At 53.1% G+C, this 9,004-nt stretch carries 9 protein-coding genes; 2 read left to right on the top strand and 7 right to left on the bottom strand.

What is annotated here, in order from left to right:
• Positions 1–36: 36 nt before the first annotated feature.
• A complete protein-coding gene (locus ACR0ER_RS23780) occupies positions 37–744 on the top strand; it encodes an IS6 family transposase (protein ID WP_480771014.1) in 708 nt (235 codons plus the stop codon).
• 87 nt (positions 745–831) lie between these two features.
• Here the strand turns inward: ACR0ER_RS23780 and ACR0ER_RS23785 are convergent, their stop codons facing one another.
• The 7 genes from ACR0ER_RS23785 to ACR0ER_RS23815 form a co-directional block, all read right to left on the bottom strand.
• A complete protein-coding gene (locus tag ACR0ER_RS23785) occupies positions 832–1,704 on the bottom strand; it encodes an NAD(P)-dependent oxidoreductase (protein ID WP_480771015.1) in 873 nt (290 codons plus the stop codon).
• Between the two features lie 14 nt (positions 1,705–1,718).
• Positions 1,719–2,681 carry a 2-hydroxyacid dehydrogenase gene (locus ACR0ER_RS23790; RefSeq protein ID WP_480771016.1) on the bottom strand — a complete coding sequence of 321 codons (963 nt, stop codon included), beginning with the start codon at positions 2,679–2,681 and terminating at the stop codon, positions 1,719–1,721.
• A gap of 4 nt (positions 2,682–2,685) precedes the next feature.
• Entirely contained in the window at positions 2,686–2,880 is a 195-nt protein-coding gene (locus ACR0ER_RS23795; protein ID WP_480771017.1) for a hypothetical protein, read from the bottom strand.
• Positions 2,881–2,885: 5 nt separating this feature from the next.
• Positions 2,886–4,241, bottom strand: a complete 1,356-nt coding sequence (locus ACR0ER_RS23800; protein ID WP_480771018.1) for an amidase — start codon at positions 4,239–4,241, stop codon at positions 2,886–2,888.
• A complete protein-coding gene (locus ACR0ER_RS23805; protein ID WP_480771019.1) occupies positions 4,238–5,602 on the bottom strand; it encodes a TRAP transporter large permease in 1,365 nt (454 codons plus the stop codon). Before ACR0ER_RS23805 ends, ACR0ER_RS23800 begins: the two co-directional genes overlap by 4 nt.
• The gene (locus tag ACR0ER_RS23810; protein WP_480771020.1) at positions 5,595–6,203 is read right to left on the bottom strand and encodes a TRAP transporter small permease subunit; all 609 of its coding nucleotides are present in this window, start codon (positions 6,201–6,203) and stop codon (positions 5,595–5,597) included. The genes ACR0ER_RS23805 and ACR0ER_RS23810 overlap by 8 nt, the downstream gene beginning before the upstream one ends.
• Before the next feature lie 81 nt (positions 6,204–6,284).
• Positions 6,285–7,379 (bottom strand): TRAP transporter substrate-binding protein, encoded by a 1,095-nt coding sequence (locus ACR0ER_RS23815; protein WP_480771021.1) that lies wholly within the window; start codon positions 7,377–7,379, stop codon positions 6,285–6,287.
• 231 nt (positions 7,380–7,610) lie between these two features.
• On the opposite strand from ACR0ER_RS23815, the gene ACR0ER_RS23820 reads away from it, so the two are divergent.
• Positions 7,611–8,459 (top strand): IclR family transcriptional regulator, encoded by an 849-nt coding sequence (locus ACR0ER_RS23820; protein ID WP_480771022.1) that lies wholly within the window; start codon positions 7,611–7,613, stop codon positions 8,457–8,459.
• Positions 8,460–9,004 lie beyond the last annotated feature (545 nt).

The raw sequence follows: 9,004 nt of genomic DNA on the forward strand, positions 1-9,004 counted from the left end.
CTTGAGCGGGGCAGGGCGGTTGCGTAGCTTTTGCATATGACCAGACCTGCCTCTTTCAAATACGTTAAGACCAGTCCCGAGATCATCCGTCTTGCGGTGATGCTGTACATCCGATTCCCGCTCTCGCTTCGGAATGCCGAAGATCTGCTGCACGAGCGAGGCATCGACGTGAGTCACGAAACTGTCCGATACTGGTGGAATAGGTTCGGGCCGATGTTTGCTGCTGAGATCAGACGGAAGCGTGTTCAGCAGCTGCGCGCGTTCTCCAAATGGAAGTGGCACGTGGACGAGGTCTTTGTGAAGGTGAATGGAAAGAGGCACTACCTCTGGCGGGCCATAGACCATGAGGGTGAAGTGCTGGAAGCAGTCGTCACCAAACGCCGAAACAAAGCTGCAGCACTGAAATTCCTCAAGAAATTGATGAAGCGGCACGGTTGCGCCGAAGAGATCGTCACAGATCGCTTCGCTTCCTACAAGGCTGCGCTCAGAGAAATGGGCGCGCTCGAAAAACAACAGACGGGCAGGTGGCTCAACAACCGCGTCGAGAACTCGCATCTTCCGTTCCGACGAAGAGAACGCGCGATGCAGCGTTTCAGGCGCATGCGAAGTTTACAGAAATTCGCCTCCGTACATTCCTCCGTATACAACCACTTCAACCAGGAAAGATCGCTGACCAGCCGAGACATCTTCAAGCTGACACGCACCGCCGCTCTTACCGAGTGGCGTCAGCTTTGTTCCGTATAAGTTCGCGGATTTGGCGGCAAACTGAGACTGGTTCGAATTCGTCTGACAGCACCTCTTTTGGCATCTCAGAGGCTGCGCTTTTATAGTTTAGTCAAGCGCGCGCAGACGCTTTAAAAGCGAGGAGGTATCCCAGCGTCCGCCCCCAAGTTTCTGAACATCCTTATAGAATTGATCAACCAGTGCGGTTACGGGCAGACTTGCGCCGGTTTCGTTGGCAGTATCAAGACAGATACCCAGATCCTTGCGCATCCAGTCCACCGCAAACCCGTAGTCGAAATGATCTTCGAGCATGGTTTCGTGTCTGTTGTCCATCTGCCAACTACCAGCGGCACCTTGGCTGATAACTTCTACTACAGAACGGCCATCAAGGCCCGCTTTCTCGGCGAAATGCAGCGCTTCGCTCAATCCCTGAACCAATCCTGCGATTGCGATTTGGTTGCTCATTTTTGTTAGTTGCCCGGCACCGCTCTCTCCAATTCGGCGACAAATTTTCGAGTATACTAGCATAATAGGTTCGACAGCGTCGTAAACGGGCTGATCGCCTCCACACATTATCGAAAGTACGCCGTTTTCTGCCCCGGCCTGACCGCCAGAGATTGGCGCGTCCACAAAGCCCAGGCTTTGTTCTTTAGCGGCCGCGTAGAGTTCATGTGTGACCTTGGCAGAGACGGTCGTGTGGTCAACAAGCGTTGAGCTCTGCGACATGCCACTAAATGCGCCGTCTGAACCAATACAAACGTTTCTGAGGTCATCGTCATTCCCGACACATGTCATGACGAACTCTGCGCCTTCGGCGGCTTCGCGGGGTGTCGCGCATGCAGAGCCACCATGCTCGGCGACCCAGGCATCGGCTTTTGCGGAAGTTCGATTGTAAACGGTAACGTCGTGCCCCGCCGCCTTCAAGTGACCGGCCATTGGATAACCCATTACGCCCAATCCGAGGAAAGCTAGTTTTGCCATTAAAGTGTCCTCTTCTACAAAAGGTCTCGGGGCGTTTCGCCCGCAAAGAACGCGTCTAAGTTGTCTAACGCGCGAAAGCCCATTGCATCGCGGGTTTTCCTCGTTGCGCTTCCAATATGCGGCAACATGAAGATGTTCTCGTACGCGGCGAACTTTGGATTACCACCCGGTTCTGTCTTGAAACAGTCGAGGCCTGCCGCGGACAACTTTCCGGTTTCGATCGCGTCCAACAGCGCATCTTCGTCAACAAGGGCGCCGCGGGCGGAATTCACGAGTATTGCTCCGTTCGACAGCTTGGCCAAACGTTTGGTGTTCATCAGGTCAAGAGTTTCCGGGGTGGCAGGGCAATGAAGTGACAGGAAGTCGGCGACTGGTAGCAGAGTGTCGATGGTTTCATGGTAAATTGCTCCGCATTCCTGGTCGAACGACAAGCGGGTACGGTTGAAATAATGGATTTCCATATCAAACCCGCGGGCTTTTTCTGCGAAAGCCCGACCCACGCGCCCCATCCCGATGATGCCGAGGCGCGCACCTGTGACTTGCTTGCCAACCATGAAAGTTGGGCTCCAACTGTCCCAGGTGCCCGACCGCATTAGGCGATCGCCTCGAACCGCGTGTCGCGCCGCTCCGAGCATAAGCAGCATAGCCAATTCTGCCGTTGCATCAGAAAGGACATCGGGTGTGTTTGTCACCGCAATTCCTTTTGCCGCTAAGGCCGGAAGATCGCAGTGATCAACGCCCACGGAATGGTTTGCAACAATCTTCAGGCGCGGGTCTAGCTGCGACACGACTTCGCGTGAGAAATGCTCTGAATGGCATGGCATCATCGCGTCGACTTTCGCACTCATGGCGATGATTTCTTCCGCAGTGCCTGGTGTGTCGGCTTCGTTGATGATTACGTCATAGTCCCGGCGCGCGCGATCGACGGTTGCGTCGGAGAGCCGACGTGGAAGCCAGAGGACTGGTTTATCGCTCATTGGGTCAGTCCTTTTTGATTGCGTCTTCCCATAAGTTGTAAAGCGCCAGTGCTATGACGAAGACTGCGATACACACGAATGGCAAACCGCCCCAGAACCCGGCAAATCCTGTCGAGATACTGTGCGCGAGACCAAGAACGAAAACCATCATAAGGCCGGTGCCAATTATGCCCATGAGAATGTTTGTCAGACGTGACATACGTTTTACTCTCCCTTTTGTTCCTGCGCTCTTAAGTTGCGTTGAACCCAGGATGCCGTGCGCATAAGCCGGTCATCCTCTTCGATAGCCCCAATCAGCTGGACGCCGATGGGCAGGTCGTTCTGCCCGACCAACAAAGGCAGCGTGAGGCATGGCAAACCCGCAAGTGTCCAAGTCAGACAGAAAACGGAATCGCCGGTGTGCCCCGCACTCAGTGGAACAGCTTCGCCTGTAGCTGCCGGGGCCAAGATTGCGTCGAATTCGTTGAAATACTCTGCAAAAAAGCCTTGAGCAGATGCCATGACGGACAAGGCTTCTTCGTATTGGGCCTCGCTGATATCTGCGCCGCGGTTTATTGCGGATTGCATCTCGGCACTGATTTCCGACCAATGGGCATCCGAAATTTCCATCATATTCTGACGAATTTCGTAGTCATAGATCGTTTTGTGTACGTTGATTAGATCAGCGAGTTGAGGGGAGGCCGAAAAGCGATCGACCCGGCCGCCTAGGCTTTCAATCACCGCATTCAGGCCATCTAGGGCATCTGTATTGAGGCGGTCGTTGAACGGAAAATCAAGCCAGGCAATGTTCGGCTCGACCGGAACATCCGCCTGAGCGCCGGTCAGCATTTCCGCACGCGGCCGAGCGAAGCTGGCAGGGTCGCTTTGGTCATATCCGGCCACCACGTCCGCCAGCAAAGCGATATCCTCAAGCGAGTTGGCAAAACCCCCTACGTGATCCAAAGAAATCGACGTCCTGAAAACCCCGCTGCGCGAGATCATTCCACGGGTCGGCTTGAAGCCGTATACGCCGCAGAAAGAGGCTGGACGGATGACCGACCCTCCGGTCTGTGTACCAATAGCCAAAGGTACGTGTCTGGCCGCAACGGCTGCGGCTGATCCGCTTGATGACCCCCCAGGTGTCCTATTCGGGTCGAATGGGTTGGTGGTGTCGGTCGGATGCATAAAGGCAAACTCGGTTGTCTTGGTTTTGCCCATGATGACAGCGCCAGACTCTCGAAGTCGTTCGACTAGCCTTGCATCAGTTTCAGGTTGCCGACCTGCAAAGATAGGTGTCCCTCGCTGGGTGGGCATATCCTTTGTGTCGACAATGTCCTTCAACGCTACGGGCACGCCATGCAGTGGACCAGTCGCCCGGCCCACCTTTCGGATGCGGTCCATCTCGCGCGCCTGATCCAGCGCTAAGCCTGCGTCAAGGTAAGCCCAGGCGCGTATAACACTGTCGGTTTCCTCGATACGCTTCAGGCAGTCTTCAACCAGTGCTTCGGAAGAAAAACGTCCGTCTCGAATGCCCTCGGCGGATTGGACCGCCGAGAACAATGACAGATCATGCTTGCTCATGGCACCCAAACCCCAAACAGGTAGTCAGGCAACCAAAGCGCGATGCCCGGGAACTGGTACATCAACACCATGCAAAGGATCACGATGGCCAGATAGGGCATCAGACCTTTGAAGATCTCCATCAGTTGGATCTGGTTCTTGAGAACCCCTTTTAGGTAGTACGCTGACATGGCCATCGGCGGTGTCAGGAACGAGGTCTGCAGGTTCAGGGCAACCAGCATTGCGAAGAAATACGGGTTCACCCCAAACGTTTCCAGCATCGGTAAAAAGATTGGCACGAAGATAATCAGGATCTCGGACCACTCCAGTGGCCACCCCAGCAGGAAAATGATCAACTGGGCAAGGACCAAGAATTGCCAAGGTTGAAGGTTCATTCCAACGACCCAATGCTCAATCACATCATGACCACCGAGATAGGAAAAAATCGAGGCAAAGGTCCACGATCCTACAAACAACCAGCACACCATTGCGGTAGCCTTGGCCGTAAGGAAGACACTTTGTTTGACCTTGTCCCAGGTAAGTGACCGATAGAGCACCGCCAGCACCAGTCCGCCTAGTGCACCCATCGCTGCAGCTTCAGCCGGTGTCGCGAGCCCGCCTAGGATTGAACCGAGCACCAGCATGATTAGAACCGTCAACGGCACAAACGACACCAGCAGGTCCATATATATTTGCCGTTTTGGCGGAATATCATCTTCCTGTGGCTTAGGTGCCAGCGACGGATTGAGCCACACACGCACCATCACGTAAACGATATAGAGTCCCGCCAGCATGAGGCCCGGGAAAACGGCAGCAGCGTACAAACGCAAAGGTGAAAGCTCTGCAATTGCGGCGTAGACAATCAGCATGATCGATGGCGGGATCAGAATCCCCAACGTCCCGCCGGCGCAGATTACACCAGAGGCGAAGCTGCGTTGATATCCGGCATTGGCCATCGCCGGATAGGCCAGCAGGCCCATCAGGGTGACAACCGCACCAACAATCCCGGACGCCGTCGAAAAAACGGCACAGGTCAGAAGCGCGGCGATGGCCAATGACCCGGGCAGATTTCGGGCCGCCATGTAAAGCGAGAAGAACAGGCGATCGACGATATTCGCTCTTTCGACCACGTATCCCATGAATAAGAACAATGGGATGGCAACAAGCGTGTCGTTCTCCATCACTGAATAGGTGTTCTGGTTGAGAAGATAGAAGATGTTGTTGTTGAAGATGTCCGCAATGCTCTCTGGAGCAGATTGGTAGTAGGCGTAATACCCGAAACCAACACCCATGGCGAGCAACGTGAACGCGATTGGAAAGCCCAGCAACACCAAAAGAATGAAGAGGCTGAGCATCATGATGGCGACTTGTGGATCAGTCATCGCTGCGGCCTCCTTCTTTCCTGCCCGTCGTCCGAATTTTGTCGATGGTCTCTTCCATCAACATGTCCTCGGTTTCGCGCACGTCATCTAACCGCTCAAGCCAGACACCGTTTCGCATTGCCAACCAGCACCGTGCCATCTCTGCAAGGCCTTGTAGCATCAGCAAGAAACCAGCAACTGGGATCAGGGTTTTGAAAAAGTAGATTTGGATTCGGGCAGGGCTGTTCCAACTGACCTCTTCATAGCGCCAGCTGTCTTTGGCGATTTCCCAGCCATACCAGAACAAGGCGAACATGCCAGGGAAGAAGAAGAGAATGTACAGAACGAAATCAACGCGCGCCTGCCAACGGACAGAGAACAACCGATAAAGAACGTCGCCGCGGACATGTGCATCTTGTGCCAAAGCATACGCCCCGGCCATCAGGAACAAAGCGCCATACATCTGCACCATCATGTCGAACGCCCAGACGGTTGGCTTGTTCAGCACGTACCGGACGAACACTTCGTAAGACACGGAAAGTGTCAGGATAAGGATGCACCATCCGAAGGCTTTGCCGACCCACTGGCTTAGCCCTTCGATGGCGTGGATTGTCTTGATCAAGGTAAGTTCCTCGCCTGTTCTGCCCGGAGTTCAGGAGGCCGCGCAAATACGCGACTTCCCGTTTTCAGAGATCGTCAGGCCTCAACCGAAATAATGCTTATAGGCCAGTTTGTAGTCCGGCTGGTTCAGGTTGAGGTAGTTCATTACGTTCTTCGCGTAAGCCTTTTGGCTTTCGACAACTTTGGCGAAGAAGGGATCTTCGTTCGAGATCCGATCGACCACAACGTCCCATGCATCCAACTGAGCTTGCATCACGCTGTCTGGTGTCCGATACACGTTCACGCCCTGCTCTTCGGCCAACGTTACCAAATCATCAGCGTAACGCTTGGTGTTGTGCCAATAGAAATTGGAGTTTTCGGCCTCGGATGCGTATTTGAGGATCGCCTGAAGTTCAGGGGCCAGAGCGTTGTACTTATCCTTGTTGAAGGTGACTTCAAAAAACTCCTGACTTTGGTGGAACGAGGCCAGGTGATAATGCTTGGACACGTCCTGCATACCAAAGTCACGGTCGGAGGTCGGGTTGTTAAATTCAGCCGCGTCAATCAGACCGGATTTCATCGCAGGCTGGATTTCACCACCCGGCAGCTGTACGACCGACATGCCCATCTCAAGCAGAACATCTGCCGCCAAGCCAACGGTGCGATACTTCAGACCGTTCATCTGGTCAGAGCCTGTGATCTCTTCCTTGAACCAGCCCAGCGGCTGTGCCGGCATTGGCGAGTTGAAGAATGAAACGACGTTCAATCCGAGTATTCCCATCAATTCATCGAACAGTTCCTGCCCGCCGCCGTAATTTACCCAACCCAGGACTTCTTGGCTGGACCATCCAAAGCAGGGTCCCGTTCCAAACAGCGACGCTGTCTTGGATTTCGAATACCAATAAGCTGGTACGTAATGCGCTGCGTCCAGAACGCCGCGATGAACCGCGTCCTGCATTTGGCTTGTTTTTACAACCGAGTTCACAGGTAGCAGTTCGATCGTTAGCTTGCCGCCGGACATTTCGTTAACGCGATTTACGTAGGATTGTGCATTTTCAAGAAAGATGCCGCCGCCCCAAGCAGCCTGCATCTTGAGATTAGTTCCTTCCTGCGCATGGACCGCCGGGGCTGCAAGCGCACCAGCGCCCACAACAGCGGAACCACGCAGAAAATTTCTGCGATTCAAAGATTTTGTCATGTTTCCTCCCTTAACTGCGCCATTTCCGTTTATTGCTTCGGTGTTGGCGCCAATCCGCCTTTCAGCGAATGCGAGTAACGATAAGCCAGATTTCAAAATTTTCAAAATATTTTGGAATATCCTTCTCTTTATGGCGTTAAGTTGTCTTAATATATTGAAATTAAACGATTAATAATTTTCATTTTTTTGCAATCCCTGTCGAGCTAGAATCTTAAGCTAGGAAGCAGAGCATTGGTTTCACTGATTATGAACGAACACAAAACCGCCAATCGTCGAGGACGCCCGCGCCTCAAGGCGAATGAAGAGAAGGTCGTCGCAGCCCCCGTTGGTGCACTTGATCGAGGTATTCGTGTTCTGATTTTTCTGGCTGACGCGCGCTCTTCTACGCTTGCCGAAGTTTCCAAAGTTACGCAAATACCACCCGCAACAGTACACAGGCTTCTGACAACACTTCAGCAGCGTGGCATGGTTGTTCATGATGTTGAGAAGGGTAAATGGCGCATTGGCCCGCAAGCTTATCGCATTGGCAGCACCTTTGAAGAAGGGTCAAACTTGCTGGAGGTTGCACCGCCAGTGATGAGGACGCTTTCAGAAGAGACCGGGGAGACTGCAAATCTGGCAATCGAAGAAGGTGGGCAGTTGCTCTTCCTTATCCAAGTTGAATCCGACAATCCGATAAGGGCATCTTTCAAGAACGGTACGGCCGCTTTTTTTCACACATCAGGTGTGGGTAAAGCCATTATGGCCTTTATGGAAGAGGCCGAATTAGAGAGCCTATTGGCGCCGCTAACATTGGTAAGTCAGACGCCCAATTCAATTACAGACACACAGGAGTTGAGGGCGGAGCTACATGAGTCCAGGCAACGGGGTTGGGCATTGGACGACGAAGAACGTTTCCCTGGGATGCGTTGTATCGCAGCCCCTGTTTTTGACTCTTTAGGAAAGGTTGTTGCGGGCGTTTCGGTATCGGGTCCGATTACAAGATTCCCCGACAGCGAGCTTGAAATCCTGGCGGCATCGGTCGTCAAAGCTGCTGCAAAAATCTCAGAAAAACTTCAAAGCCAGTCGTTTGAAAGTTAGCTACATTACAATTAGCCTTCTGTTTTCGATTTGTGCGACTTTTGTACTGTCAGCGAGAAGATTCGACATTGGATCGGTTTTTTGTGAGCGTCCGTTGTCCTGATCAAACCCGTTGTTCGTAAGGCGCTCTCGCCTCTGTTACGATGATTCAAGCAACGCGGGAGATTCGAGTTTAACTATAATGAACTCGCGCCCGCGAGTTGCCAAGATTTCGCGCGTATTGCGCGCTTCTCGCTCATGCAGAAATAAGTCTTATCCGATCTTGGCTTATTCCTACACACCCCGCGGTCTGCAGTGCATCTATCATCCGAGTAATTTCCCTCATTCGGTCGCGCAAGAACGTGTGCTTAGAACCCATGACGGTCTTTTACTAGACAAGCATCTTGAACTGTTTTTTTGGCCGGGAGTTCCAGCAGATGAATAATTTTCGCTCCGGTCTTGTCAGAAGAACTTTGGTTGAGCGGGGCAGGGTGGTTGCGTAGCTTTTGCCCATGACCAGGCCTGCCTCAATCAAGTACTTCAAAACCAGTCCCGAGATCATCCGC

The sequence above is a fragment of the Ruegeria sp. CH8 genome (assembly GCF_056536985.1).